Source organism: Mesorhizobium sp. PL10 (assembly GCF_053714315.1).
In genome coordinates this window covers 48,764-73,916 of the sequence record NZ_JBSKBR010000006.1, presented here as the reverse complement: position 1 = coordinate 73,916, position 25,153 = coordinate 48,764, and the positions used below count along the sequence as shown (strand labels likewise).

Annotated in this window: 28 protein-coding genes; 8 read left to right on the top strand and 20 right to left on the bottom strand. The window is 62.3% G+C overall.

The features are described 5' to 3' along the window. Positions 1–98 precede the first annotated feature (98 nt). The 6 genes from ACWGTO_RS11725 to ACWGTO_RS11700 form a co-directional block, all read right to left on the bottom strand. Complete coding sequence (locus ACWGTO_RS11725; RefSeq protein WP_454575014.1) at positions 99–914, bottom strand: phosphatidate cytidylyltransferase; 816 nt, start codon at positions 912–914, stop codon at positions 99–101. Positions 915–925: 11 nt separating this feature from the next. Then, the gene (locus tag ACWGTO_RS11720) at positions 926–1,696 is read right to left on the bottom strand and encodes an isoprenyl transferase (protein WP_454575224.1); all 771 of its coding nucleotides are present in this window, start codon (positions 1,694–1,696) and stop codon (positions 926–928) included. Continuing rightward, complete coding sequence (gene frr, locus ACWGTO_RS11715) at positions 1,677–2,231, bottom strand: ribosome recycling factor (protein WP_454575013.1); 555 nt, start codon at positions 2,229–2,231, stop codon at positions 1,677–1,679. The genes ACWGTO_RS11720 and frr overlap by 20 nt, the downstream gene beginning before the upstream one ends. Before the next feature lie 103 nt (positions 2,232–2,334). After that, complete coding sequence (gene pyrH / locus ACWGTO_RS11710; protein ID WP_454575012.1) at positions 2,335–3,057, bottom strand: UMP kinase; 723 nt, start codon at positions 3,055–3,057, stop codon at positions 2,335–2,337. Between the two features lie 151 nt (positions 3,058–3,208). Continuing rightward, positions 3,209–4,318 (bottom strand): aldo/keto reductase, encoded by a 1,110-nt coding sequence (locus ACWGTO_RS11705; RefSeq protein ID WP_454575011.1) that lies wholly within the window; start codon positions 4,316–4,318, stop codon positions 3,209–3,211. A 35-nt stretch (positions 4,319–4,353) separates the two neighbouring features. Then, positions 4,354–4,881 (bottom strand): nuclear transport factor 2 family protein, encoded by a 528-nt coding sequence (locus ACWGTO_RS11700; protein ID WP_454575010.1) that lies wholly within the window; start codon positions 4,879–4,881, stop codon positions 4,354–4,356. A 111-nt stretch (positions 4,882–4,992) separates the two neighbouring features. Here ACWGTO_RS11700 and ACWGTO_RS11695 point away from each other — a divergent pair, with 111 nt between their 5' ends. Further along, complete coding sequence (locus ACWGTO_RS11695; protein ID WP_454575009.1) at positions 4,993–5,919, top strand: LysR substrate-binding domain-containing protein; 927 nt, start codon at positions 4,993–4,995, stop codon at positions 5,917–5,919. Positions 5,920–5,953: 34 nt separating this feature from the next. Here ACWGTO_RS11695 and tsf read toward each other — a convergent pair whose 3' ends face one another. From tsf to ACWGTO_RS11670, 5 genes are all read right to left on the bottom strand, one after another. Continuing rightward, positions 5,954–6,874, bottom strand: a complete 921-nt coding sequence (gene tsf / locus ACWGTO_RS11690) for a translation elongation factor Ts (RefSeq protein ID WP_454575008.1) — start codon at positions 6,872–6,874, stop codon at positions 5,954–5,956. 164 nt (positions 6,875–7,038) lie between these two features. Then, positions 7,039–7,821 (bottom strand): 30S ribosomal protein S2, encoded by a 783-nt coding sequence (rpsB, locus tag ACWGTO_RS11685; protein WP_142865747.1) that lies wholly within the window; start codon positions 7,819–7,821, stop codon positions 7,039–7,041. A gap of 176 nt (positions 7,822–7,997) precedes the next feature. Continuing rightward, positions 7,998–8,609, bottom strand: coding sequence for a LysE family translocator (locus tag ACWGTO_RS11680; protein ID WP_454575007.1), 612 nt, complete (start codon positions 8,607–8,609; stop codon positions 7,998–8,000). After that, on the bottom strand, positions 8,606–8,884 hold the full coding sequence (locus ACWGTO_RS11675; protein WP_454575006.1) for a DUF4031 domain-containing protein: 279 nt from the start codon (positions 8,882–8,884) through the stop codon (positions 8,606–8,608). Before ACWGTO_RS11675 ends, ACWGTO_RS11680 begins: the two co-directional genes overlap by 4 nt. Positions 8,885–8,915: 31 nt before the next feature. Then, the gene (locus tag ACWGTO_RS11670; protein ID WP_454575005.1) at positions 8,916–9,746 is read right to left on the bottom strand and encodes a cell envelope integrity EipB family protein; all 831 of its coding nucleotides are present in this window, start codon (positions 9,744–9,746) and stop codon (positions 8,916–8,918) included. A gap of 139 nt (positions 9,747–9,885) precedes the next feature. Between ACWGTO_RS11670 and ACWGTO_RS11665 the strand changes: the two genes are divergently transcribed. The 5 genes from ACWGTO_RS11665 to ACWGTO_RS11645 all read left to right on the top strand — a co-directional run bounded on the left by ACWGTO_RS11665 (position 9,886) and on the right by ACWGTO_RS11645 (position 14,219). Further along, the gene (locus ACWGTO_RS11665) at positions 9,886–10,350 is read left to right on the top strand and encodes a RidA family protein (protein ID WP_454575004.1); all 465 of its coding nucleotides are present in this window, start codon (positions 9,886–9,888) and stop codon (positions 10,348–10,350) included. A gap of 14 nt (positions 10,351–10,364) precedes the next feature. Continuing rightward, complete coding sequence (locus ACWGTO_RS11660) at positions 10,365–11,093, top strand: glycerophosphodiester phosphodiesterase (protein ID WP_454575003.1); 729 nt, start codon at positions 10,365–10,367, stop codon at positions 11,091–11,093. Between the two features lie 55 nt (positions 11,094–11,148). Next, on the top strand, positions 11,149–12,363 hold the full coding sequence (locus ACWGTO_RS11655; protein WP_454575002.1) for a GNAT family N-acetyltransferase: 1,215 nt from the start codon (positions 11,149–11,151) through the stop codon (positions 12,361–12,363). A gap of 213 nt (positions 12,364–12,576) precedes the next feature. Further along, positions 12,577–13,005, top strand: coding sequence for an HIT family protein (locus ACWGTO_RS11650; RefSeq protein WP_454575001.1), 429 nt, complete (start codon positions 12,577–12,579; stop codon positions 13,003–13,005). Between the two features lie 224 nt (positions 13,006–13,229). Continuing rightward, on the top strand, positions 13,230–14,219 hold the full coding sequence (locus tag ACWGTO_RS11645) for a phosphatase PAP2 family protein (RefSeq protein WP_454575000.1): 990 nt from the start codon (positions 13,230–13,232) through the stop codon (positions 14,217–14,219). 83 nt (positions 14,220–14,302) lie between these two features. On the opposite strand, the gene clpA is transcribed toward ACWGTO_RS11645, so the two are convergent. From clpA to ACWGTO_RS11630, 3 genes are all read right to left on the bottom strand, one after another. Then, the gene (gene clpA / locus ACWGTO_RS11640; RefSeq protein WP_454574999.1) at positions 14,303–16,774 is read right to left on the bottom strand and encodes an ATP-dependent Clp protease ATP-binding subunit ClpA; all 2,472 of its coding nucleotides are present in this window, start codon (positions 16,772–16,774) and stop codon (positions 14,303–14,305) included. A 6-nt stretch (positions 16,775–16,780) separates the two neighbouring features. Further along, positions 16,781–17,107, bottom strand: coding sequence for an ATP-dependent Clp protease adapter ClpS (gene clpS / locus ACWGTO_RS11635; protein WP_023671012.1), 327 nt, complete (start codon positions 17,105–17,107; stop codon positions 16,781–16,783). Positions 17,108–17,383: 276 nt separating this feature from the next. Continuing rightward, on the bottom strand, positions 17,384–17,713 hold the full coding sequence (locus ACWGTO_RS11630) for a phasin family protein (RefSeq protein WP_454574998.1): 330 nt from the start codon (positions 17,711–17,713) through the stop codon (positions 17,384–17,386). Between the two features lie 341 nt (positions 17,714–18,054). Here ACWGTO_RS11630 and ACWGTO_RS11625 point away from each other — a divergent pair, with 341 nt between their 5' ends. Then, positions 18,055–19,434 carry a D-alanyl-D-alanine carboxypeptidase gene (locus tag ACWGTO_RS11625; RefSeq protein ID WP_454574997.1) on the top strand — a complete coding sequence of 460 codons (1,380 nt, stop codon included), beginning with the start codon at positions 18,055–18,057 and terminating at the stop codon, positions 19,432–19,434. 46 nt (positions 19,435–19,480) lie between these two features. On the opposite strand, the gene ACWGTO_RS11620 is transcribed toward ACWGTO_RS11625, so the two are convergent. The 4 genes from ACWGTO_RS11620 to ACWGTO_RS11605 form a co-directional block, all read right to left on the bottom strand. Continuing rightward, positions 19,481–20,179 carry a DnaJ domain-containing protein gene (locus ACWGTO_RS11620; protein WP_454574996.1) on the bottom strand — a complete coding sequence of 233 codons (699 nt, stop codon included), beginning with the start codon at positions 20,177–20,179 and terminating at the stop codon, positions 19,481–19,483. Next, on the bottom strand, positions 20,179–20,910 hold the full coding sequence (locus ACWGTO_RS11615; RefSeq protein ID WP_454574995.1) for a VWA domain-containing protein: 732 nt from the start codon (positions 20,908–20,910) through the stop codon (positions 20,179–20,181). Before ACWGTO_RS11615 ends, ACWGTO_RS11620 begins: the two co-directional genes overlap by 1 nt. Positions 20,911–21,017: 107 nt before the next feature. Then, a complete protein-coding gene (locus ACWGTO_RS11610; protein WP_454574994.1) occupies positions 21,018–21,455 on the bottom strand; it encodes a DUF1489 family protein in 438 nt (145 codons plus the stop codon). Between the two features lie 78 nt (positions 21,456–21,533). Continuing rightward, positions 21,534–22,937, bottom strand: a complete 1,404-nt coding sequence (locus ACWGTO_RS11605) for an L-serine ammonia-lyase (RefSeq protein WP_454574993.1) — start codon at positions 22,935–22,937, stop codon at positions 21,534–21,536. Between the two features lie 187 nt (positions 22,938–23,124). Between ACWGTO_RS11605 and ACWGTO_RS11600 the strand changes: the two genes are divergently transcribed. Continuing rightward, a complete protein-coding gene (locus ACWGTO_RS11600) occupies positions 23,125–23,868 on the top strand; it encodes a DUF599 domain-containing protein (protein ID WP_454575223.1) in 744 nt (247 codons plus the stop codon). Here ACWGTO_RS11600 and ACWGTO_RS11595 read toward each other — a convergent pair. Beyond that, positions 23,817–24,614 (bottom strand): YdcF family protein, encoded by a 798-nt coding sequence (locus ACWGTO_RS11595; RefSeq protein WP_454574992.1) that lies wholly within the window; start codon positions 24,612–24,614, stop codon positions 23,817–23,819. The genes ACWGTO_RS11600 and ACWGTO_RS11595 overlap by 52 nt on opposite strands. Before the next feature lie 10 nt (positions 24,615–24,624). Then, complete coding sequence (locus ACWGTO_RS11590) at positions 24,625–25,152, bottom strand: hypothetical protein (protein WP_454574991.1); 528 nt, start codon at positions 25,150–25,152, stop codon at positions 24,625–24,627. Position 25,153: the final 1 nt, after the last annotated feature.

Genomic DNA, 25,153 nt, shown 5'->3' with positions numbered 1-25,153 from the left:
CCCTCAAATTCACCCACGGCGAAAAGGTGACGCCGCGACTGTGACATCAATCCAGGCGAATCCGTGGCGCGCGCCATTTCTTCGCCGTTAAATACCGCTCAAGCCGGAAACAGCCCCTGCGCCGGATGATCGGCGCCCGCCGAAATCCAGCCGATGACGTATAGGGCGAAAGCCGCCGCGACAAGCCCGTCCACCCTGTCCATGACGCCGCCGTGCCCCGGTATCAATGCACTGGAATCCTTACGGCCATGGCGGCGCTTGACCCAGGATTCGAAGAGGTCGCCAGCCTGGGCAACAATCGACAACACCAACGCGACCACAGCAAGCACGCCAAGATTGCCGGCCCCGGCGGCGGCAGCCAGAAGCACGCCGGCGACCACGCCGCCGACAGCACCGCCAAGGGCGCCGCTCTGCGTCTTGCCGGGGGATATCGATGGAGCGAGCTTGGGACCGCCGACGGCGCGGCCGACGAAATACGCAAAGATGTCGGTCGCCCAGACCACGGCGAACAGAAACAGGATCGCCACCAGGCCGGAACGGTCGCCGTCGCGCAGCAGCGCCAGCGACAGGCCCGACAGCGCCGCGTAGGCAAGGCCGGCGGCATCCCATTGCGCGGCTGCGCGCATGCGTGCGCCGACCGCCGCGACGACGACCATCGCCACGACAAGAAACAGCAGCCACGACGCCGGCACGCCGGCGACAAGGGCGCCGACGAAAACCAGAAGCAACGCTTCCGGCACGAATCCGAGGGCCGCACCGGCCGCAGGGCGCGACATGCGCGCCCACTCATAGAAGATGACCGCCGCCATTCCGGCGCAAAGCAGGCGGAACCACAGCCCGCCCAACCAGGTGAGGCCAAGCGTTATCGCCGCCAGCACCAGCGCCGAGACGATGCGAAGCTGTAGATTGTTCATCCCGCCGCCTGTCACGAGGCGGCGACGTCTTGGGCAAGCCCGCCAAAACGGCGCTCGCGGCCGGCGAAATCGCGCAGTGCGTCGGCCAGGTGCTCGCGGCTGAAATCGGGCCAGTAGCAAGGCAGGAAGACCAGTTCGCTATAGGCTGCCTGCCACAAAAGGAAATTCGACAGCCGAAGTTCGCCGCTGGTGCGGATGACCAACTCCGGGTCGGGGATGCCCGCAGTGTCGAGAGCGCCGGCAAAACTGTCTGCCGTGATCGCCTCGCTGTCGATCTCGCCGCGCGCCACGGCGGCGGCCAGCTTGCGCGCCGTGCGCACGATCTCGTCACGTCCGCCATAGTTGAAGGCGATGACCAGCGTCAGCGCTTCATTGCGGGCGGTCAGCGATTCGGCCTCCTCCAGCAGGCCCCTGATGTCCGGCTGCAGCCCTGCCCTGTCACCGATTATCCTGACGCGCACGCCGCTCTGATGCAGTTCGGCCAGATCGCGGCGGATAAACAGCTTCAAAAGCCCCATCAGATCGCTGACTTCGGATTTGGGTCGCGACCAGTTCTCCGACGAAAAGGCGTAGACGGTCAGGAAGGAAATGCCGAGACCGGGTGCTGCGCGCACCGTTTTGCGCAGCGCCTCGACGCCGGCGCGATGGCCGGCAAGCCGCGGCATGCCGCGCGCCTTGGCCCAGCGTCCGTTTCCATCCATGATGATCGCGACATGCGCGGGCGTTGCCATGGTCTCGCTTTCGGGCCGGTGTAGGCCGACCCTAAACCTGCATGATTTCAGCTTCCTTATCGGAAAGCAGGTGGTCGATGGTGCTGATCGTCTCGTCGGTCAGCTTCTGGACCTGATCGGAGCGCTTGCGCTGATCGTCCTCGCTGATGTCGCCGTCCTTTTCCGCTTTCTTCAAGAAGTCCATGCCGTCGCGGCGGACATGGCGCACCGCAACGCGGGCGTTCTCAGCATAACCGTGCGAAATCTTGACCAGTTCCTTGCGGCGTTGCTCGTTGAGTTCAGGCAGTGGAATCCGCAGATTCGTACCGTCGACGATCGGATTGAAGCCGAGATTGGATTCTCTGATGGCACGGTCGACAGCGCCGACCATCGACTTGTCCCAGACCGAAACCGAAATCATGCGCGGCTCCGGCACCGACACGTTCGCCACCTGGTTGATCGGCATGGCGGTGCCATAGGCCTGGACCTGGATCGCGTCGAGCAGATTGCTGGAGGCACGGCCGGTGCGCAGCGAAGCCAGATCGTGCTTGAACGCAGCAATCGCGCCGTCCATGCGCCGCTTGAGGTCGTCGAACTCACCACTCATCTCGGTCTCCTCGACCCGTTTGATCCGGGTTCACTGCTTAGGGCCCGTGTTTAAGCCCGCTTTGGAAAAACTGATCCCTTTTCCGGAGAGTATATACTCCGGATCACTCGTCGGCGACGATCGTGCAACGGCCGCCGCCCCTCAGAATATCGCCGAAACCACCTTGTTCGTGGATCGAATAGACGATTATCGGGATGTTGTTTTCGCGCGCAAGTGCAATTGCGGCGGTATCCATGATCGAAAGCCCCTTGTTGATGACCTCGGCATGGCTGATGCGCTCGAAGCGGGTCGCATTCGGATCCTTCTTGGGGTCGGCTGAGTAGACACCGTCGACCTGGGTGCCCTTGAACAAGGCGTCGGCGCCGATTTCGGCGGCGCGCAAGGCTGCGGCCGAATCGGTGGTGAAAAACGGATTGCCGGTGCCGCCGGCGAAAATGACGACCTTGCCCTGGTTCATATAGGCGGTGGCCTGGCGCTGGGAAAAGCTTTCGCACAGTTCAGGCATGGCGATCGCCGACAGCACGACGGCGTCGACGCCGATCTTGTTCAGCGAAGTGCGCAGCGCCAGCGAATTGATGACGGTGGCCAGCATGCCCATATGGTCGCCGGTCACGCGGTCGCCGCCCTTGGACGCTACCGCCACGCCGCGAAAGATATTGCCGCCGCCGATGACGACGCCGACCTCGATGCCGAGCGCGCGCGCTTCGGCGATGTCGGCGGCGATGCGGTCGACGACCGAGACGTCGATGCCGAAATGCTGCTCGCCCATCAACGCTTCGCCCGACGCTTTCAGCAAGACACGTCGATAGAGGGGCTTTGCCGTCATCTGGACCTCGTCATTTTGCGTGTGGCGCGCCTGGGCAGGCCACCCCCGCGCGGGCGGCGCCGCTGGCGCGATGCCGAGTTCCGATACACGAAGGGCGCCGCGATGTCACGCGGCGCCCCATGCCCAATTCCGCCTCCCTCATCGCGGTCCGTCAGTTGCTGGTGATGCTGACGGCGTCACCTTCGATCAGCAGCGGCGGCGCGTAGAAAGGCGGCTTGTCGCCGGTCACGGCGCTGCCGGTAACCCGGGCCTGGATCTCGGAACCGAAAAAGGAATAGGGGAAGGGCGGCGGCGTCTTGCTGACCGTATCCAGCCGCGCGCGAAGCTCGGCGGGAATCTCGAAATCCAGCGCCGCCAGATTGTCCTGCAGTTGCCCCAGTTTCGTGGCGCCAAGGATAACAGAGGCGATGCCCGGCTGCGTTGCCACCCAGTTGACCGCGACCTGAGCCATGCTGTGTCCGAGCTCGGCGGCGACCTTTTCGAGCTCCGCTACGATCGCCCAGTTGCGCTCAGAAAATTTCTGGAAGCCCGGATGGGTGGTGTTGCGAAAGCCGTCCAGCCGGCCGGCATTGCCATCCTGCACCGGCCGATATTTGCCGCTGAGCAAGCCGCTGGCCAGCGGGCTCCACACCATGATGCCGGCGCCATGGCGGGTGCCGAAGGGCACGAATTCATGCTCGATCGAACGCTCGGCCAGCGAATATTCGAGCTGCAGGGCCGACACCGGCTCATAGCCGCGCAACTCGGCGATCGTTTGCGCGCGACCCGCATACCAGGCCGGCACATCGGACAGGCCGACATGGCGAATTTTGCCTGCACGCACGAGATCGTCCATCGTGCGCATGACCTCCTCGGCCGGCGTCAGCCGATCCCATACATGCAGGAGGTAGAGGTCGATATAGTCGGTGCCCAACCGTTTCAGCGAGGCGTCGACGGCGCGCAAAATGTTCTTGCGACCGTTGCCGCCGCCATTCGGGTTGCCAGGTTCCGCGTTGAAGGTGAATTTAGTGGCGATCACCGCTCTGTCGCGCAAGCCCCGCTCGGCGATGAATTCACCAAGCCAGGTTTCGGCGGTGCCACCGGTATAGAGGTCGGCAGTGTCGAAGAAATTGCCGCCTGCGTCGACATAAGCGTCGACCATGGCACGTGCCGTCTCCCTGTCCGCGCCCCAGCCCCATTCGGTGCCGAAGGTCATGGTGCCCAGCGCCAGCCGGCTGACGCGCAGGCCGCTGTTGCCGAGGGTGTAATAGGTCATGGTCATGGCGTGATTCCGATCCTGATTCTCTTGATGCCGGCTCACTGGCCGGGCGTGGTCTTGACCCAGGGATTGCCGCGCTCATGCGTGGCGCGGAAAATGAAGCCGTCGACCTTCCAGCCGGTGCCGGAGCGGACCAGATGGTGCTCGTAGGTGCCCCAGACTTCCCAGAGCGGGTCGCCATTGCCTTCCATCCGGTTCCAGGCATAGCCGTTGGAGGAGACGGTGGCCGCATCCGCTTCAAGCACCACCTGATGGTTGGTGCGCAGATGCAGGCTCGTCTTGCTGCCCCGGAGGTTGCCGGCCCAGGTGGCGATCAGATCGTCGGCGGGGATGGTCGCCGCGGGCTGTCCCGACAGGCTGCTGAAGTCGACGGTGACACGGTCGGCGAAATAGGAACGCGCAAGCTTCCAGTCCTGCGCATCGACGGCACGGTCAATGGCGTCGGCGATGCGGATGACGGCGCGTTCGTCGGCGAGCGCGCGCCAGCCGGACGGCTCGGCGCCACCGGCATCGGCCGGCGCCAGGGCCAAGCCTGCGGCGAAGGTTAGTTGTTTCAAGGCGTTCATGTTTTTCTCCGCGCATCTGCCCACCGCCGATGTGTTGGCGACAATATGGTCCGACACGCTGGCATCGGCAAGATTGCATTGTTTGCAAAGACTATGCGATATCATGCATGAATGGACCGCGACCTGCTCAGCCATCTGCCTGTTGTCATTGCCGTCGCCCGGCGCGGCGGCTTCGCGCTTGCAGCGGCCGAACTCGGCATGAGCCCGTCCGCGGTCAGCCACGCCGTTCGCCTCGTGGAGGAGCGTATAGGCCAGCCGCTGTTTGCGCGCACGACGCGCAGCGTCTCATTGACGGAAGCCGGCAAGGCGCTGGTGGAGACGGCGGCCCCTGCCCTTCAGGACATTGCCGAGCGGATGGATCGCATCCGCGCCATCAAGGGCCGGCCCTCAGGCCTGCTCAGGCTTAACGTTCCCAACATCGCGATCCCACTTGCTGTCACGCCTGTGGTCGCGGCGCTGGCGGAGCGTTATCCGGATGTGACGGTCGAATTGCTTACCGACCAGGGCCTCATCGACATTGTTGGCGAGGGCTTCGACGCCGGCATCCGGCTGGGCGAAATGATCGCGCAAGACATGGTCACGGTCCGGCTGACGCAACCGTTCAAGGCCATGATCGTCGCCTCTCCCGCCTATGTCGGCCGGCATGGCCGCGCGCGCAGCGTGGCCGATCTCGCGAACCATAATTGCATCGGCTACCGCCTCGTCCGCTCCGGTGCACTCTACCGCTGGGACCTGACCGAGGATGGCAAGGATGTCGTGGTCGAGACGAAGGGCACTGTCATCGTTACGGATTCGCTGGCCGCGATCGAGCTTGCGCTTGCCGGCGTCGGGCTGACCTATGTGTTCGAGCCGCTGGTGCGCGCGGAGTTGGCCGCCGGCCGCCTTGTTCAGATCCTGCCGCAGACGGCAATCGAAGAGCCAGGCCTCTTCCTTTACTTCCCGCGCCGCGCATCGATGGCGCCGAAGCTCAGGGCCTTCATCGATACGGCACAAGAAATCGGCCGAGCATCCTTGCGGACACCCGGCCGAGTTGCCTGAGCTGAGAAGCCCCTTCAGGGGCTATTTCCAAGGATTATTTCTTCACCGCAGCCGCGACTTCCGCCGCGAAATCGGTCTCTTCCTTTTCGATGCCTTCGCCGAGCGCAAAACGCAGATAGGCGGAGATCTTGGCCGGGGCGCCGATTTCCTTCTCGGCATCCTTCAGCGCCTTCTCGACAGTGATGTCGGGATTGAGCACGAAGGCCTGCTTCAGGAGCACGACTTCCTCGTAGAACTTGCGCAGGCGGCCCTCGACCATCTTTTCGATGATCGCTTCCGGCTTGCCGGACTGGCGTGCCTGATCGGAGAAGATCGCCTTTTCGCGTTCCACCGCGGCCGGATCGATCTGCTCGGCCGTCAGTGCCATCGGGTTGGTGGCGGCGACGTGCATGGCGACCTGGCGGCCAAAAGCGTTGGCGGCATGCTCGTTGCCCGTGGTCTCGATCGCGACCAGCACGCCGAGCTTGCCAAGGCCATCGGCAACCGCGTTGTGGACGTAGGTAGCCACCGCGCCATGCGGAACGGTCAGCTTGGCCGAGCGGCGGAAGCCCATGTTCTCGCCGATTGTGCCGACAGCATCCTTGATGGTGTCAGCAACCGACTTGTCCGAACCCGGGTATTTTGCGGCAGCCACGGCGTCTGTCGTGCCATAAGCGAGTGCAACCTTGGCGACGTTGGCGACGATTTCCTGGAAAGCAGCGTTGCGGGCGACGAAATCGGTTTCGGAATTGACTTCGACGACAGCAGCCTCGCGCACGCCATTGTCGACGCCGATCAATCCCTCTGCTGCGGTGCGGCCGGCCTTCTTGTCGGCCTTGGAGATGCCCTTCTTGCGCAGCCAGTCGACGGCCTCTTCCATGTTGCCGTTGGTCTCGGTCAACGCCGCCTTGCAGTCCATCATGCCCGCGCCCGTCAAGTCGCGGAGTTCTTTGACCTGTGCAGCCGAAATGCTCATTGTCGCCTCTTTGTTTTAAATGCACCGACGCACCACCGGTACTCGGTGATGCGTCTGCTTTGTTTTATGCATGTCGTCATCCCAAAACCGCTGCGCACTTTTGGGCGACATGCATTAGCGTGCCAAAATATTAGAAAGATGAAGGCCGGGACCGGCCTTCGCTATCAGGCTTCCGGGGTCTCGGCCGCCGGGGTCGGATCGAGCGCCGGTTCGACCGGAGCCTCGACCGAGGCGCCGATGTCGACGCCGAGCGCGCCCTGCTGGCGAGCGATGCCGTCGATGGCAGCCTTGGCGATCAGGTCGCAATAGAGCTGGATGGCGCGGGCCGCGTCGTCATTGCCGGGGATCGGGAAGTCGATCTTGTCCGGATCGCAGTTCGAATCGATGATGGCGACGACCGGGATGCCGAGGCGCTTGGCCTCGAGGATGGCGATCGCTTCCTTGTTGGTGTCGATGACGAACATCAGGTCGGGCGTTGAGCCCATATCCTTGATGCCGCCGAGCGCCTTGTCGAGCTTCTCGCGCTCGCGGTCGAGGTTGAGGCGTTCCTTCTTGGTCAGGCCCTGAGCCTCACCCGCCAGCATCTCGTCGAGCTTGCGCAGGCGCTGGATCGAATTCGAGATCGTCTTCCAGTTGGTCAGCATGCCGCCGAGCCAACGCGAGTTGACGTAGTACTGGGCCGAACGCTGCGCCGCGTCAGCGACGATGTCCGACGCCTGGCGCTTGGTGCCGACGAACAGCACGCGGCCGCCCTTGGCGACGGTGTCGGAAACCTGCTTCAGCGCCTGGTGCAGCAAAGGCACCGTCTGCGAGAGGTCGATGATGTGGATGTTGTTGCGGGCGCCGTAGATGTAGGGCGCCATTTTCGGGTTCCAGCGGTGGGTCTGGTGGCCGAAGTGAATGCCAGCTTCCAAAAGCTGGCGCATACTGAAATCAGGCAGTGCCATTCAAAGTTCCTTTCCGGTTAGCCTCCACGGACACAGGCATTTTTGGACTTTGTCCTCGAACGCCACCGGAGGTTTCAGCCGGATTTCTCCCGGGCAGACACCAAAGTCCGTGTGTGGAATGAGCGGGCATATAGAGGGGAAGTGCTGCAAACGCAAGCCGTGAGGCGCGTTAGCGCTTAGCGTGCGGCAATCAGCGCTCCGGTGCCGATCATGGCACTGCCGGCAAACCGGTTCATCAGCCGCATGCGTTTGGGTGTCCTGAACCAGCCGGATGCCCTCCCCGCCAGCGCGGCGTAGGTGCCCATGGTGAGGATGTTGACGCTGACGACGACAGCCACCACCAGCACGCCATCGGCAAATGTCATGGTGTCGAGGTTGAGAATAAGCGGCATGATCGAAGCATGGAACAGAACCGCCTTCGGGTTGCCAAGCGCCACGGACGCGCCAAGCAGGAATGACCGCGACAATCTGGTTTGAGGCATCGCCTGCGCGATCGATTGCGCGGCGGCGGCCCGCCACATCCTGACGCCGAGAAAGATCAGGTAGGCCGCACCGGCATATTTCAAGGCGAGAAACACCCATTCGAAAGTCTGGGCCAGTGCCACCAGTCCAAGCAGCGCCAGGGTGACAAGCACCGCATCGCCAGCGGCAATGCCAATTCCGGCGACGAAGGCGCGCAGGAAGCCGCGCGATACGCCGTTGGTGATCACCGTGAACATCGCCGGACCCGGCGTTGCAGCGGCAAGCGTGATGGCAAGGCAGTAAGCCAGGAATGCCGTTAAAGTCACGATCGGCCCTTTCCGTTGGGTACCCGCACGCGCCGGAAGATCGCGACGATCTCCTCGCGGCTGCATTCGATGGCGCCGAGCCGCACCGCGCGGTCGCGCTCGAAGCCGGTTATGTCATAGTGCGGCGCCGATGTCTTGGGCGGTCCCTGATAGGACGAACGTTTGACGCCAAGCTCGGCGGCGAAACGATGCAGTTCGTCGGTATCGTCGGCCATCAGATGGCACCAGCGATGGCCGGCCCACTTCCAGATCGCCGCATCGACATAAACCGCCATCAAGCCTGCCGTGGCCAGCTCCACCCTGTTGCTATTTCGAGACCGGGCAAGGCTTGGTCTGGTCGAACAGCGACAGGTTGACCAGCTTGCCGGTCATCGAGAACTCGCCATAGTCCATGGTAAGGTCGCGGGTGATGCCGTTCTCATGCAGCTTGAAGCTGATGCGGTATTCCGGCACCTCTTCGCCCGATTTGTCGGTCGTATCGAAATAGGCGATGTCGACCGGCCAGTATTTGTCGCCGGCGAGCTTGGCCAGCGCCGGGGCTTCCGGGTCGGCCTTGTCGCCCTCGGTCTTTTTGCCGACGATGACGGTGGTGGTCATCACCTTGTTGGCGTCCTCCGAACCGTCGAACAGGCTGGTTTCGTAGAAATTCTCACCCTTTTCGGCCTTGCCGATCAGCTCGACCAGATGCTGGGTCGGGAACTGGGTGGCGGCAAGTTCGAGGCTGTTTTTCTCGGGCTTGTCGATGTCGACCTTGAGGCCCTTGGTTTCTTTGGTGGCCGTGCCCTTGACCTCTTTGTCGAGGTTCTGGTCGGAGAAGGATTTGGTCACGAACGAAAAGGTCTTGCCTTCGGCGTCCTCAAAGGTGGTCGTCTGCTGGTCTGTCAACTTCGTACCGTCGGCGGTGACGATTCGGGTGACGAAGCGGAATTTCACCGTGTAACCCTCGCAGGACGAGCCATTGAACTCGTAGACCATGCGGCCGGTGATGCCGGTGATTCCCGAGCGGTCCGAGGCCTTGTCGAGGGTAAGATCATAGACGGCTCGATGCGCCTGCAGCGCCGGCACGGCAAAGGCGGGAGCCATCGAGAAGATCGCCGGCAACAGGACGGCATGGAAGGCAAGGCGCGTTGCGCGCATATGGGGCTCCGATCGTCGCGGCTGATGGCAGGCCGCAGGTAAAGATGGTCCAGCTTAAAAAAAGTCGTGGCGGAAGCGAGGCAAAAATAGCAATTTCGGCCCCGGCCAGCGCGGCGTCTCCAAGCAATAGGGAAATACCATGAGTGAAACAATCGAAAAGCGGCTAAGCGATCTCGGCGTGACGTTACCGGCCGCCGCGGCGCCCGCCGCGAACTATGTGCCCTATTGCAGGTCCGGCAATCTTTTGTTCACCGCCGGGCAGCTGCCACTCAAGGACGGCAAGCTGCAGGCAAGCGGCCTGCTCGGCCGCGACGTCGACACGGCAGCCGGCAAGGAAGGTGCAAAATACTGCGCAATCAACATCTTGGCACAGGCCAAGGCGGCGCTTGGCGATCTCGAAAAGATCCAGCGTCTGGTCAAGATCACCGTCTTCGTCGCATCGGTGCCGGATTTCGTCGAGCAGCATCTGGTCGCCAACGGCGCCTCCGATTTCCTGGTCGCCGTCCTTGGCGAACGCGGCAAGCATGCCCGCTCAGCCGTCGGCACCGCCTCGCTGCCGCTTAATGCCGCAGTGGAAATCGAAGCCGTCTTCGAAGTCGCATAAGCAGGGACTGAGCGATGACCGACCTTTCCTGGCTGACTGCCCGCCCCGTGGCGCATCGCGGCCTTCACGACATGAACAAGATGCGCTGGGAGAACACGCTCTCGGCCTTCACTGCTGCCGCCGAGCGGGGCTACGCGATCGAGTGCGACGTGCATTTGTCGTCCGACCGCGTTCCCGTCATCATGCATGATGGCGATCTCAAACGGCTGACCGGTCAGGACGGCTTTGTCTGGCAGCGCACGGCAGCGGAACTGGCGGCGCTAAGGATCGGCGGTACCAAGGACCATGTGCCGACGCTGCAGGAAGCACTCGACCTTGTCGACGGCCGCGTGCCTATGGTTGTCGAACTGAAGGGCGTGCCCGGCTATGACGAAGGGCTGGTGGCCAGCGTCGGCAAGATGCTCAAACGCTACAAGGGCAAGGCCGCGATCATGTCGTTCGACCACTGGCTGGTCCGCGATTTCCCCAAGGACGCGCCTGGCATTCCTGGCGGGCTGACGGCCTATGGCAGGGATAACCAACTGATCGAGGCGCATTTCGCCATGCTGGCACATGACCTTGCCTTCACCTCCTATGCCGCGGGCGATTTGCCGAATCCGTTCGTCAGCTTCGTGCGCGAAAAGTTGAAAATGCCCGTCATCACCTGGACGGTGCACGACCAACCGGCGGTCGATCTCACCTTCAAATACGCAGACCAGATGACGTTCGAAGGGTTCGAACCCGATCTGGTCAAAGTCGCCTGACACAAGTGCCTGAAACGTGACTTGTAGCGGCCCGGACAGAGCTTAAATAAGCCTCATGGATCAAGGTGACGACGGCGATGGGCAAACGGTGAATGCGAAGTTTTCCATCCGCATCGCCGCCGGCATCGGCGCCTTCACCTGCGATGAGTGGAACGGCTTTGCCGGCACCACACGCGGCGATGCAGAAACCAGCTACAACCCTCTCGTTTCCTTTGCTTTTTTAGGTGCGCTCGAGGATTCCGGCTGCGCCGTTCGGCGCACCGGCTGGCAGGGCCATCATCTCCGGCTGGAGAATGCGCAAGGCAGACTGCTGGGCGCGGTACCTTGCTATCTCAAATCGCATAGCCAGGGCGAATATGTCTTCGACCATGGCTGGTCGGATGCTTTCGAGCGCGCCGGCGGCCGCTACTATCCAAAACTGCAGTGCGCCGTGCCGTTCTCCCCGGTCACCGGTCCTCGACTGCTGGTCAGCAGGAGCGAAGACAGCGCCACAGTGAAGGCTGGCCTCGCGGCCGGCCTGAAGGCGGTGACGGAAAAGCTCGGCGTGTCGTCCGCCCATGTCACCTTTGCGCAAGAAAGTGATATCGAGACGCTGGAGGCGGCGGGCTTTCTGCATCGCACCGACCAGCAGTTCCACTTCTTCAACGAAGGCTTTTCGACCTATGATGACTTCCTTGCCACGCTGGCGTCGCGCAAGCGCAAGGCGATGAAGAAGGAGCGTCGTGAAGCGCTCGCAAACGATATCTCGATCGACCGGCTGACCGGCAAAGACCTGACCGAAAAGGCCTGGGATGATTTCTTTGCCTTCTACATGGACACTGGCAGCCGCAAATGGGGCCGCCCCTATCTCAACCGCAAGTTCTTCTCGCTGATCGGCGAGCGCATGGCCGACGATATCCTGCTGGTCATGGCCAAGCGCAATGGTCGCTATATCGCCGGCGCCATCAACTTCATCGGCTCCGACGCGCTTTACGGGCGCAATTGGGGTTGCATCGAGGACCACCCGTTCCTGCATTTCGAAGTCTGCTACCACCAGGCGATCGACTTCGCCATCGAGCGCAAGCTGAAGGTGGTCGAGGCGGGCGCGCAAGGCGAGCACAAGCTGGCGCGTGGCTACCGTCCCGTGACCATGCATTCGGCGCATTACATCGCACATCCCGGCCTGCGCAATGCGGTGGCCGACTATCTCCGGCGCGAACGGCGCGAAGTCGAGCGGATGGGCGAAATTCTGGAAGAACATACGCCTTTCCGCAAGGATCTTGAGGAGTAGCAGTCTGTCGTCCCGGGTGCGACTTGATCCGGTCGTCACCACCCGTGCCGCTTTGCTAGACGACGACCCGATCGTCTATTTCGACCTCCCCTCGACGAAAAAGCGGTGCTTCCATCGAGCGCTGGTCCAAGCCGCGATGGTCGATCTCGCCTGACCGACTTGCCGGTCCGGGACAGCTTCGCTACACCGGGAGCATACTCCCGGAGTGCCGCCATGACCGAGCCTTACGACCCCAGCAATATCTTCGCAAAGATCCTGCGCGGCGAAATTCCCTCGCACCAAGTCTACGAGGATGACGCGGTGGTCGCCTTCATGGATGTCATGCCGCAAGGGCCTGGGCACACGCTGGTGGTGCCTAAGGCGCCGTCGCGCAATCTGCTCAATGCCGATCCGTCGACGTTCGGCGCGCTGTTCACGGTCGTCCAGAAGGTAGCGGTGGCGGTCAAGAAAGCTTTCGGCGCCGACGGCGTCACCATCCTGCAGTTCAACGAACCGGCCTCTGGGCAGACCGTTTATCACCTGCACGTCCATGTCATCCCGCGGTTCGAAGGCATCGCGCTGAAGCCGCATACGGGACAGATGGAGAAGCCCGAAGTCCTGGCCGAGAACGCAGGCAAGATCCGGGCAGTGCTGAACGGTTGACGCTGGGGTGCCCCAAGGCAATGCGCTCGGGCAAAATCCACTGCATCGGTTAGGGAAGTATCAAGCCACGCCATGGTAAGTTGCCCTACCCTGGTGTGTTTGGATTTTCAAAAATCGTGGGCAATTCGGTTGCGACATCAGAACCGTTGACAAAAGCAGTTTCCGGGCGGGCCTTTCTGAGCATCTTGGCGGACGCATACCGGCGCCATCGGCTACTGCATGTGATGGCCACCGCCGCCTTGCTTTTGGCAGCCGCGGTCGGCCTGCGTACCGGAAACATGCCGGATTTCAGCGTTCTGGATGACTACGCCCAATACCTTCTCTTCGCTTTCTGGATGGGCGGCTGTGCCTTCGCACTCGGCAGCTTTTTTCACCTTGCGCTCATCAAGCGCGATCCTGAACCGCTCGGCACTTTTCTAAGATCGATGGGGAGCTTGTTCGGCGACGCCGAGCGCAACGCCAACAGCCTGAATGGTCTGGCTGCGAGCATTGCGCTCATATCCGCTTTCGGCGTGTTGAAAGGCGCGGTCGCGATCCTCTCGCCATTCGCATGGGACCACGCATTGGACCAGGCCGACCGGGCGCTGCATTTCGGTCGAGCTCCCCATGAATGGCTATGGTTTATCGTCCAGTCGCCGCTCGCCGTAAGAGCGTTCAACCTGACTTACAATTTCTGGTTCGTCGTCCTTATCGCCTCGGTCTTCATCGCTTGCATCACGCGCAAGGACACGAAGCTGCGTCACCAGTTCCTGATGAGCTTCATGCTCGTGTGGATACTGGCGGGTTTCTTCCTGGCAATGGGCCTGTCTTCGGCGGGACCGTGCTTTTACGAGCGACTGGGGCTGGGCAGCGACTATCATCCCCTGATGCAGACGCTCGCTGCTGCCGATCGCATCTATCCGATCTGGGCGCTGAGCACGCAGGACATTTTGTGGAGCGGCTATATCGGCGCGACCCCAGGCAGTCTCGGCATATCCGCCTTCCCATCCATGCATGTGGCGATGGCGGTGCTTTTCGCGCTTTATGCAACGCGCCGCTCTCGGTTGGTTGGCCTGTTGATGTGGGCATACGCCGCCATCATCATGGTCGGTTCGGTTGTCCTTGGCTGGCACTATGCCGTGGATGGCTACGCGAGCGTGCTGATCTCGATCGCCATCTGGAAGGCGTGCGGTCATGTCCTGGCTCGCTTCGCACCCGACGGCGTTACCACCTGACCTCAAGGCGCCCTGTTTCGGCAAACCGGCCAGCCAACGAAAAAAGCCCCGTTTCCGGGGCTTTTCTTTGTTTTTCGAGCCTGTCAGCCCTTGCGTGGCAGTTGCGGCACCAGGCTGCGCTTGCCGCCATCCTTGCCTTTGGGCTCAGGCTTCTGCGCCACCGCTTTTTTGGCTACCGGCTTCTTGGCCACCGCCTTGCGGGGTTTCGGCGCCTCCGCCTCTTCCGGCTCCTGCTTCGGCTGCACCGGCGCTTCGTCGGCCAGCGATTCGAGCTTCAGGCCGGTTTCGCCGGTTTCCTTCTTCTCGACGGTGACGCGCACCGTGCCGCCCTTCTTGAGCTTGCCGAACAGCACCTCGTCGGCCAACGGCTTCTTGATGTGCTCCTGGATGACCCGGCCGAGCGGCCGCGCACCCATGCGCTCATCATAGCCCTTGTCGGCGAGCCAGGCGATCGCGTCCGGCGACAGGTCGAATGTGACACCACGCTCGGAGAGCTGGGCCTCGAGCTGCATGACGAACTTCTGTACCACCTGATGGATGACCGGCACCGGCAGCGAGCCGAACGGGATGATCGCATCGAGACGGTTGCGGAATTCCGGCGTGAACAGCCGGTTGATCGCCTCGACATCGTCGCCTTCGCGCTTGGTCGACCCGAAACCGATCGCCGCACGCTGCGCATCGGATGCGCCCGCATTGGTGGTCATGATCAAGATGACATTTCGGAAGTCGATCTGCTTGCCGTTGTGGTCGGTCAGCTTGCCGTGGTCCATGACCTGCAACAGGATGTTGAACAGGTCGGGATGCGCCTTCTCCACCTCGTCGAGCAGCAGCACGCAGTGCGGATGCTGGTCGACGCCGTCGGTCAACAGGCCGCCCTGGTCGAAGCCGACATAGCCGGGAGGCGCGCCGATCAGCCGCGAGACGGTGTGGCGTTCCATATATTCCGACATGTCGAAGCGGATCAGCTCAACGCCGAGCGAGGCGGCAAGCTGCTTGGCCACTTCGGTCTTGCCGACGCCGGTCGGGCCTGAGAACAGGTAAGAGCCGATCGGCTTTTCCGGTTCGCGCAGGCCGGCACGCGCCAGCTTGATCGCCGAGGTCAGCGCGGTGATCGCGGTGTCCTGGCCGTAGACGACGCGCTTCAGCTCGACATCGAGGCCTTGCAGCACCTTCTCGTCGTCGGCCGAAACCGTCTTCGGCGGGATGCGGGCCATGGTGGCGATCGTCGCTTCGATCTCCTTGATGCCGATGGTCTTCTTGCGCTTGGCTTCCGGCACCAGCATCTGCGAAGCGCCGGTCTCGTCGATCACGTCGATCGCCTTGTCCGGCAGCTTGCGGTCGTTGATGTAGCGCGCCGACAGCTCCACCGAGGCCTTGATCGCCTCGTTGGTGAACTTCACCTTGTGGAATTCCTCATAATAGGGCTTGAGGCCCTTCATGATCTCGATGGCGTCCTCGACGGTCGGCTCGTTGACGTCGATCTTCTGGAAGCGCCGCACCAGAGCGCGGTCCTTCTCGAAGAACTGGCGGAACTCCTTGTAGGTAGTCGAGCCGATGCAACGGATGGCACCCGAAGACAGCGCCGGCTTCAACAGGTTCGACGCATCCATGGCGCCGCCCGAGGTTGCGCCGGCACCGATGACGGTGTGGATCTCGTCGATGAACAGCACGGCGCCCGGATAGTCCTCAAGCTCCTTGACGACCTGCTTCAGCCGCTCTTCGAAATCGCCGCGATAGCGGGTGCCCGCCAAAAGCGTGCCCATGTCGAGCGCGAAGATGGTGGCGTCCTGCAGCACTTCCGGCACATCGCCTTCGACGATGCGCTTGGCCAAACCTTCAGCAATCGCCGTCTTGCCGACGCCGGGATCGCCGACATAGAGAGGGTTGTTCTTGGAGCGGCGGCACAGCACCTGGATGGTGCGGTTGATCTCGCTCTCGCGGCCGATCAGCGGATCGATCTTGCCGGCCTTGGCCTTGTTGTTGAGGTTGACGCAATAAGCCGTCAGCGCATCCTGCTGCTGCTTCTTCTTGCCGCCCTCCTCCTGCGGCTCGGCGCCGTTCTGGCCGCCCTGCTCGTCATCGGCGCCGCGCGGCGAGCGCGTCTCCGAAGCGCCGGGGCGCTTGGCGATGCCATGCGAGATGTAGTTGACCGCGTCGTAACGGGTCATCTGCTGTTCCTGCAGGAAATAGGCGGCATGGCTCTCGCGCTCGGCAAAGATGGCGACGAGCACGTTTGCGCCGGACACTTCCTCGCGGCCGGATGACTGCACATGGATCACGGCGCGCTGGATGACGCGCTGGAAGCCGGCGGTCGGCTTGGAATCCTCATCGTAACCGGTGACGAGGTTGTCGAGTTCGGTGTCGATATAGGTGAGAACGGTGTGCTTCAGCTCGTCGAGATCGACGTTGCAAGCGCGCATGACTGCGGCCGCCTCGGTGTCGTCGATGAGCGCGAGCAGCAGATGTTCAAGGGTTGCATATTCATGGTGCCGCTCATTGGCGAGCGTCAGCGCCTGGTGAAGCGCCTTTTCCAGGCCTTGGGAGAAAGCCGGCATGTTACCTCACTTCTTCTCCATCACGCATTGCAGCGGATGCTGATTCTGTCGGGCGAAATCCATGACCTGGGACACTTTGGTCTCGGCCACCTCGAATGTATAGACCCCGCACTCGCCCACTCCATGATTATGAACATGAAGCATGATGCGTGTGGCGGCTTCGCGGTCCTTTTGAAAAAAACGCTCCAGGACGTGAACCACGAACTCCATGGGCGTGTAGTCGTCGTTGAGGATAAGGACCCGATAAAGGCTGGGCTTCTTGGTCTTGGTTTTCGTGCGCGTAATGACAGCCGTACCGCGACCGGCCTCGTTGCCGTCGCCGTCACTTTGCATCCGCACCACGCTTGTCGTGGCAGTCAAACCGATCGTCACGTAATCCTGCCTCTTTCGAATCCCCATGCGAGTTCGACATGTAGGTGTTCGATGGACGATTTTAAGCCCTTCTTGTTAGCTGACAATATGGCTAGGTGGGCAAACCGAGGCGATTTTCAAAATCGTGAACCGCCAAGGCCACGGAATTGAAACCGGCATGAAAAAACCCGGCCGCGCATCCGCGACCGGGTCTGTTTTGCAAGCCCGAAAGGCCGTGCCTGGTATTTTGGCGCGAAATTACTTCGCCTTGGCGACAATCGATTCGAAGGGCTTGTAGGCCTCCTTGGCGAGCTCGGCGTAGAGATCGCCGAACTTGGTCGCCTCGGCGACGAAGCTCTCATAGCTCTGCTTGGCGAAGTCGGACTGGATCTCGATCGCCTTTTCCAGCGACTTGGCGGTGAACAGCTTTTCGACCGCGGCGCTGCCGGCTTCGAAGCTCTTCTTGGTGTATTCGCCGGCTTCGGTGGCGATCGCCTGCGCGCTCTTGGAGAGCGAAGCGAAGCTCTTCAATCCGGTGTCGGCAAACTCTTTGCCGTATTTCGAGAAGTCCTCATAGGTCTGGGTCATTTCACGTCTCCCTTGGCGGTTTTAAGGCGCCCTTGCCTGAGCGCAGTTGTGCAATGCAGGAGAGTATATTGTGCGTTGCACAAAAGTCAAGATTTCCGCGGCATCGGGCCGCGCCGTGCCGGCAACCGCTAAAATTCGAATAAAGAAAGCCTCAAGCCCGAGGAAAATGGTGAACGCGCCGGTTACCATAAACGGATTGGTAACGCAGGCTGCGATAGTTTGACGACAAGTGAGGCCGGATCCCTTTGCCGCCTCCGGGGCAATGAGTTTCAAAGGAACTATCAGTGCGTCAGGCGTTGTCGGTCTTCGGTTCAAAATCCGCATCTTCCCTCAAAACGATCATGATCCTCGCTTTGGCGATGTCATTCGTCGTTGCGGATGCCGCATCGTCGATGGCCGCCAGGTCGTCGGCGATCGTCGTCGATGCCAAGACCGGCAAGGTGCTTTATTCGTCCGATGCCAATGGCCGGCGCTACCCGGCGTCGCTGACCAAGATGATGACGCTCTATCTGACCTTCGAGGCCATGGCGAAGGGCAGGATCAGCAAGAACACGCCGGTGCCGTTTTCTGCCAAGGCTGCGGCCGAGCCGCCGACCAAGCTTGGCGTCAAGGCTGGCGGAGCGGTTTCCGTCGAGACCGCCATCCTGTCGATGGTGACCAAGTCGGCCAATGATTCGGCGACCGCGCTCGGCGAACTGCTCGGCGGCAGCGAGAGCAATTTCGCCCGCATGATGACGGCCAAGGCGCGGCAGCTCGGCATGGACGGCACCGTGTTTCGCAATGCCAACGGCCTGCCCGATCCCGGCCAGTTCACCACCGCCCACGACATGGCGATGCTCGGCATCGCGCTCAGGGAACATTACCCGCAATATTACGGCTACTTCTCGCAGCGCTCCTTTCTCTATGGACGCCAGCGCATCAACGGCCACAACCGGCTGCTCGGCCGCATCAAGGGCGTCGACGGCATCAAGACCGGTTACACCCGAGCCTCCGGCTTCAACCTTGTCTCGTCGGTTTCCGACGGCAATCGCCGTCTCGTCGCCGTCGTCATGGGCGGCACGTCGGGGCGCAGCCGCGACAACCAGATGGCCGGGTTGATCAACGCCTACATGCCGCGCGCATCGACACGCGGTGACGGCGCCCTGGTCGCAAAGGCCGGCGGCGACAATCCGATCAAGGCGCTGGCCAAGGTTTTCCTTCCCAAGCATGACGCGCCGACGCCGGACGACAAGCCGGTGGTTACAGACGATGCGGTGGCGTCCAACGACGATCCGACATCTGTCGACGAGCAGTCTGCCGACGAACAGACGGTGGCCGCCGTCGAAGAGCCCGCCCCCGTCGTCAAGACCAGGAAGGTCAAGACCGTCATCGTGACGGCGCCCAAGGTCGAAACGGCACAAGTGGTTGCGGCTTACGCCGAACCCGCGCCAGCAGCACCTCAGGCGATCGACCCGGTAAACACTGCCTCGGTGCCGTCCGGCTGGGCGGTGCAGGTGGCGTCCTCGCCCAAACAGTCCGAAGCGCAGGCTTTCCTCGACAAGACCGCCAAGCAGGCGCCGAAGATCCTTGCTTCTGCATCCGGATTCACGGTCGCTTTCGACAAGGATGGCGAGACCTATTACCGCGCCCGCTTCGGCGGTTTCGGTTCGAAGGATGCGGCCTGGAATGCCTGCAATGCTTTGAAGAAGAAGAAAATTACCTGCTACGCCGTCCAGCAATAGGGCGACGTCGAAACCATCTCCCGGAAATTTACTGCGTCGAAGGAGACTAGTTGTGATTGGAGAGCAAGACGTCCTTGGCTTCGTTGATCCGCGCCGCCAGGAAAGACGTGCCGCCGATGTCGGGGTGCAGGCGTTGCATCAGGCGGCGGTGCGCCTTGCGGACATCCGCCGCGGCGGCCCCCGCTTCAAGACCAAGGACCTTGTAGGCCTCCTCCTTAGTCATGGCGCCCGCACCTGGCGCAACACCCAGCCCTTCGCCACCGTTCGCCTCAGCGTCTTTGCGCCAGACGGGAAAACGGCCGTCAAGATACGTCTCTAGCAATTGACGGCTCTCCGGGTCGCCGGGGAGCTCGCGGTAAAGCTGCTGCAGTTCGGCCAGGCCCATCGCACCCAGCATCTTGCCTTCATGGCGGCCTGCCAGAACCAGGCCCTCAAGCCCGCCCGTATCGTGATCAAGCTCCATTTCCAGTGCGGCGGTTCGCACCGTCGAGCGCTTGCCGGGCGCCAATCCGGCTGTGGGCCGCTTCATCCGCATCGACCCATACCAGGCAAGGGCCGCGGCCAGGATGAGGCCGGCAATGCCTTCGCGGCCAACCACCAGCACGGCGAGGCCAACCAGCGCCAGAAGCAGCGGGCCAAGCGTGCGCATGCTGCTCGCCAGTTTTGCCGCATCGGCGCGCACGAAAATGGTCGCCGCGCCAAGCAGCACCAGAAACAGTGCAACAAGTGCAATGATTGCGCCCATCAATTCCCGCCGCCCCTGAGATGCTCGATCAACAGCCGGTCTCCCGGCCTGTCCCGTGCCTCGAGCGCCTTCAATCCACCGGTTGCATAGACGGCGACGGCCGAAAGCAGTCCGGCCAGGGTCGCGGCGGCCCGCCGGTCAAATCGAAACCAGGCCCCTTTGGACAGCCGCGCGATCTCCTTGAACGCCTTTTCTGCGCCGGAATCATGACCTTCCTGGAAGACGAAGACGGGAACACCGTGCAGACCGAGGCTGCCGGCCTTTTGCGCCAGGCCGTCGATATCCTCTTCCATGGCGTCGCCGATATAGACCAGAGCATTGACCTTGGCTGTCGCCGTTTCCTTCAACGCATGTGCCAGCACCTTGCCGATCTGGGTGTGGCCGGCGCGGCAATCAATCCGGGTCATCAATTGCTTCAGGGCGTTGGTATTGGCGACAAACGCCGATGACCGGCACTCGCCCAGTCCACGAAAATAGACGAGTTGGACACTGAGGGTTCCGGCCTTGCCGACGGCATCGAACATTTCGCCTTGCAGCTTGGTGGCGAGATCCCAGGTCGGCTGGCGACTCATCGTTGCGTCGAGCGCAAGGATCAGCCGCCCGGAGCCGATCGCGGACGCGGCAAGTCTCCGCGCCTGACGGATAAAGGCGTCGATCTCGCCGGCATTGGATTGAGGCTTGACCGGCGCAGGGTTGGCCCTTGCGGGCACTGGCTGCTTCTTGTCGCTCATCAGAAGCAAGATGTGGCGTTGCCGGCCCGCTTGCAAGTCCAGCCCCGGACAACATGAAGGGCCAGCGAGCGATCAGCACGGCGGAGAGGCGCGGGGGTGCCTTAGCGCTAGAGCAGACCGAGATCGGCGAGCTCGCGCTTCAGTTTCGGCGGCATCTCGACCATTCCAGCCTTGCCCTTGCCGATATCGGCCGGCGCATCCGACGGTTTCAGGTAGCGCCAGCCCTGGAAGGCGCGGCGCGGCTGCCAGTCGGTGCGCACGACCTCCGGATCGAGCATCAAATGGCAGCGGCCGATACCTTCATCGTCGGTGAAGGGGCGGATTTCGGTGATCAGCTGGCGGCATTGCACGCTGCCCTTGATCACCCAATAAAGCGACCCCCCATCGGTGACCTCGGCGCCGCGCGTCGGCACCATGCGGGTGGTGTGCCAATGCTCGGCCGGCTCACGGGCACGCCGCCGCTCGTCGAGACGTAAGGCGATCCACTCTTCGAGATCCTCGACGCTGTCGCAACCGACGCACAGTTTTAGGAGATTGAGTGCCATGGCTTAAGGTTTAGTCCGACGCGCGATTGCGTCAACGGCCCTGCCCGACTTCTCCACAGAGCCAGCGCGGTTGAGCGTTCAGCATTCAACAACATTGACGGCGAGGCCGCCAAGGCTGGTTTCCTTGTACTTCTCGTTCATGTCGAGGCCGGTCTGGCGCATGGTTTCGATGGCCGCGTCGAGCGGCACGAAATGGACGCCATCGCCTTTGATGGCCAGCGAAGCGGCCGTCACCGCCTTGACGGCGCCGAGCGCATTGCGCTCGATGCAGGGTACTTGCACCAGGCCGCCGACCGGGTCGCAGGTCATGCCGAGATGATGTTCGAGCGCGATCTCGGCGGCGTTCTCGATCTGCTCGGGCGTGCCGCCCATGACGGCGCACAGGCCGGCCGCGGCCATTGCCGAGGCAGAACCAACCTCGCCCTGGCAGCCAACCTCAGCGCCGGAGATAGAGGCGTTGGTCTTGATGATGCCGCCAACTGCGGCAGCGGTCAGCAGGAAATCGCGGATGCTCGGCTGGTCGGCCTCGGGGTGGAAATGCAGCCAATAGCGCAGCACCGCCGGCAACGTGCCCGCCGCGCCATTGGTCGGCGCGGTGACGACGCGGCCACCGGCGGCATTTTCCTCGTTCACCGCCATGGCGTAGATCGACAGCCAGTCATTGGCGAGCAACGGGTTTGGCTTGTTCTGCTGCCATTGTTCCTGCAGCTTGTCGTGCAACATGCGGGCGCGGCGGCGCACTTTCAAGCCGCCCGGCATGATGCCGTCCTGTGACAGGCCGCGGTCGATGCAGCCCTTCATGGCGCCCCAGATGGCATCGAGGCCGGAATCGAGTTCCTCGCGCGACATCTGCGTCTCTTCGTTGATGCGCTTCATGTCGGCAATCGACAGGCCGCTTTTGCCGGCCATCTTCAGCATCTCGACGGCGTTCTTGAAGGGATAAGGCACTTTCTTGCCTTCGGTCGTCACCGAGCCCTTCACCTTCATCCGCTGCAGCTCTTCCTCGGAGACGACGAAGCCGCCGCCGATCGAATAATAAATGCGCTTGAGCAGCAACCGGTCGCCGGCATCATAGGCGTAGAACGCCATGCCGTTGGCGTGGCCGGTGAGCGGCGTTTTCCTGTCGAGCACCAGATCCGTCGCCGGATCGAAGCGATAGGAGGGATGGCCGGGCGGCGAAATCCGCTTGTCGGCGGCGATGCGCGTGGCGATGGTATCGGCCTCATCGGGGTCGACCGTCTGCGGTGTCAGGCCGGCGAGGCCGAGGACAACGGCGCGATCGGAGCCGTGGCCGATGCCGGTATAGGCGAGCGATCCGTGCAGGCTGGCGCCAATCCGATCGACCTTGACGCCGGCCGGGCGTGGCCAGTCATCGCCGGCGATCTCGTCGAGAAACCGCCGCGCCGCCGTCATCGGTCCCATCGTATGCGAACTCGACGGTCCGATGCCGATCTTGAACAGGTCGAAAACCGAAAGGAACACGCTGCGCCATCTCCGGGAGTGAGATCAGACTTACATATAGGACTTTCCATGATGTTTGTGCTGTTTTGACGAATGCGGCGCTGCACCCGCCGACCTTGTTTGCTCCGGCAGCGACATTGTTGTGCGTCAGTCAGTGCCCGACGTCTCGGTCATCGAAGAGCTTGCTTTGCCTGTGCTAAAAGGGGGCATGGGCGATTCCTTCCATCTGTCGACGGCCGATCTCGCGGCGCTGGCTTTCTTCCTCCTTGCATGGGTGCTGCATACGCTGGCGTCCGACGGCAAGCTGGTCAGTCGCGTGTCGCTGACGATGGCCATGAATGTGCAGCGCGAGGCCTGGATGCGCACCATGGCCGAGCGCGAGATCCGCATCGTCGACACCGCCATCATGAGTGGCCTGCAGCAAGGCACCGCCTTTTTCGCCTCAAGTTCGCTGATTGCGCTCGGCGGCTGTTTTGCGCTGCTCGGCGCCTCCGATCAGGTGCTTGCCGTGCTCAGCGACCTGCCATTGAGCGCAACCTCGTCGCGTTCGGCCTTCCAGATAAAGGTCTTTGGCCTGGTGCTGATCCTGGCCTTCGCCTTCTTCAAATTCGGCTGGGCCTACCGCCTCTTCAACTACTGCACGATCCTGATCGGCGCGGTGCCGATCCCGCATGGCGAAGCCTCGCACAACCCGGTCAGCGAAATGGCGGTGTGGCGCGCGGCGCGCATGAACATGTTGGCCGGCAAGCATTTCAATTCAGGCCTGCGCGCCGTGTTCTTTTCGATCGGCTATCTCGGCTGGTTCGTCGACCCGATCGTGTTCGTACTGTCGACGCTGCTGCTTCTGGCGGTGCTGGTGCGACGCCAATTCTTCTCGGCAGCGCGGCAAGCGGTGATCGGTCAGCCGCCCGGCCCAGGGAAAAGCTGGTCGATCCGGCCGGACAGCCAATAGGCGGCAAGCCCGATCCATTCGCGGATCGCCATGGTGGTGGTTTGCAGCGAATCCGGCGCGTTGTCGCGGAATAGACCAAAGCCTTCCTTGCCCGACGTACGATAGTCGACAGGCCACGGGATCGTCTGAAAGCCAGCCTTGTCGAACAGCGCCTTGGAGCGCGGCATGTGGAAGGCGGAGGTCACCAGCAGCCAGGTCTCGCGCGGCTTCGGCGTCACCAGTTCCTTGGTGAAGACGGCATTCTCATAGGTGTTGCGGGATTTGTTCTCGAGCATTAGACGATCGGCGCTCACGCCGAGCGCGTCAAGCAGGCGTGGTGCGGTGGCCGCATCGCCCTCGCCGTCGATGAACAGTTCGCCGGTGCCGCCCGAGACAACCACCTTCGCGTCCGGAAAGCGCCGGGCAAGGATCGCGGTCTCGACCATGCGGTCGCCGCCGGAATTCAGTTCATAGCCGCCGCGCACCAGATTGATGGCGCCTTCGAATCCGCCGCCGAGCACGACGATTCCGTCGACCTTCTGCGGCAGCGTTGGCCTCGGGAAGCGCTCCTCCAGCGGATTGAGCATCATGGCGCCAAGCGACGTCCAGGCCGAAAGCGCGAGAATCAGGAAAGCGAACACACTGCCAGTGGCCGCCAATCGCCGGCGGCCGACCAGCGCCGCGAGCAAGCCGGCCAACAGCAGGAAGATCGCCAGGTTGAGTGGCTGGACGAAGAACCAGAAGATTTTGGAGAGATAGAAGAACATTGCGTGCCTATCACCGGCTTGAATTTTGACGGCCGATGAAGTGCTCGACCGCATTCGCTACTGCCTCGGCCTCGGGACGGCTCAACTCCCTGCCGAAAAGGAGGACGCCGTTCGCGTTGGTCAGGCTGATGACTTCCGACAGTCCCGCTTCATCGGTTGGATAGGTATGCTCGAGGATTTGGACCCTAAGATGCCCTTTCAAAGCCAGTGACGAACGATTTCGCAAAGAACCCCTGACGTCGCGCACGGCTGCGGCATTGGTCAGCCTGAGCGTTTCCTTGCCGAACACCAGCCAGATGAAATCCTTGCCGAGGAAATAGGTGAAGAGCGCAATGATAGCCACGAACGACAGCAGGCCAAGAGTGCCGCTGGTGACGGTTGCGGGCGACGTGTCGGCCAATCCCATATAGCCGGTGTAAGCAACGATCGCTGCCCCGATCAGGACAAAGGCCGTCCTGAAATCCGAGGTACGCGGTGGGTTTGTGATCAGCAGTTCGTCTCTCGTCTCGACGATGGCAATGCGAGACGAAGGCGGCATG